Below are 1,662 nucleotides of genomic sequence, written 5' to 3'. Positions count from 1 at the left end.
AAATAACACTATTGTCTTAATTGAACATTCATCTTATTTCATTGATAATGCAGATCACAAAATACATATAGGATTAGAGGCAGGAGATAAAGGTGGGTACATTTGTCCGAGTGAAGACATTTCACCAATAAAAATGCACATAAAGAGGCGCAAAACACATGATTTCATTGAATTTAAGGAGATTACTAGAAATAATGTCATTAAGCAGGAATTTAAAATCCCTAGAGGTTGCTTAACTGTACTAACTGGTCCATCCGGTTCTGGGAAATCATCAATAGCAAAAGTGATCGAAGAAAATAAAAATGCTATTTATGTTTCACAGAAAACTTCAAACTATAGCGGACGTTCTGTTTTAGCCTCCACGATAAAAATAAACACTCTTATAGCCGAATATTATTCCAAAGAGACAAATTTGGAACCAAAAAACTTCCTACTTTCAAAAGAGGCTGGTTGTAAATCCTGCGATGGCACAGGTATCATTAGGTATGAAAGAGGATATGATAAAGACATTTATTTGACTTGCCCAACTTGTGAAGGCAGCTTGTTTGATAAAAAAAGCGAAGGTGTTGAAATAAAAGTAAACGGGTTGAATATTATTGAGTTTTACAATAAAGAAATAAAAGAGTTAGATTTATTACTGGAAAAATACGATATACCGTTCCATAAAAACATTGAAACGATGGTTTCACTAGGCTTAGGACACTTGAAATTAAATCGCAAAACTCAAACATTATCTGGTGGTGAATTACGTAGGATAAAACTTTGCGAACACCTGTCTAGAAAAAAAGAAACGAAAAAAATACTTATTATAGATGAGCCTGTCGCTGGATTAGATCCGGAAACTGCAAGTAAGATTGCTGAATACATTTATCAAAAAACCCCATTATTTAATTCAGTTATTATTATTGAGCATAGACAAGAAATTATTGACCTCGCTGATTACGAGATCAAAATTGGCCCCTCCGCTGGCATATTAGGAGGGAAGGTTTTATCACAAAAATTTTTAGATTGAAGTTTTTGATTATGTTAAACAAATCAACTATCTAGAAAGCAAGGGCTAACTCAGCGAAGCTGAGTAGCCTTGCTTTTTCTGCTCTTCGATTGTAAAAGGGGAAAGTCAAACCCGACATCGTTGACATAATCTACCTATCGATTATAAATATATTAGGCATAAGGAATATGCTTATCTTTATATAATAGAAAAGGAGCTTCTATGAATACTACCTATCACCCACCCCTTGCAGAGAATCTACGTATTCATTGCGTCAGTGTCAGACTGAATAACTCAGAGCTAAATACTTTGGACCAAGAACGAAAGCAACACGCTAAGTGTAATGGTCTAATCATTCTGGACACTTTGTTAGAGGTATAATTGTAGTCCCTCCGATTTTTAGGCTGTGTCCCTTAATCATCTGAGCTATAGTAACTACTGTAAGCGTCCGGCAAACTCATATTGTTAACAAAACTCTGCTGCCACATGCTGCCCTCACTCAATAAAACGAACCTGAGGTAAAATATGGCAAAACGGCATTCTCACCGTGAACGGCAACAGCATCTCGACGCCTGGCAACAGAGCGGGTTAACTAAACAACACTATTGCCGGCAACACGATTTGAACCCGGCCACCTTTTATTACTGGCTCAAACATCATCACGATGACGC

Annotated in this window: 2 protein-coding genes; both read left to right on the top strand. The window is 36.5% G+C overall.

The annotated features are described in order from the left end of the window. Positions 1-1,012: ATP-binding cassette domain-containing protein (locus tag BIY29_RS19835; protein ID WP_121576716.1), on the top strand; the 1,012-nt coding region annotated here is incomplete at its 5' end. A gap of 504 nt (positions 1,013-1,516) precedes the next feature. Next, positions 1,517-1,662 (top strand): IS66 family insertion sequence element accessory protein TnpA (gene tnpA / locus BIY29_RS21110; RefSeq protein ID WP_420808423.1); only part of this gene is annotated, 146 nt, incomplete at its 3' end.

The sequence above is a fragment of the Brenneria alni genome, from assembly GCF_003666245.1.
Taxonomy (GTDB): domain Bacteria; phylum Pseudomonadota; class Gammaproteobacteria; order Enterobacterales; family Enterobacteriaceae; genus Brenneria; species Brenneria alni.
The sequence above is the reverse complement of the archived record's forward strand: the minus strand, read 5'-3'. Positions and strand labels throughout refer to the sequence as shown.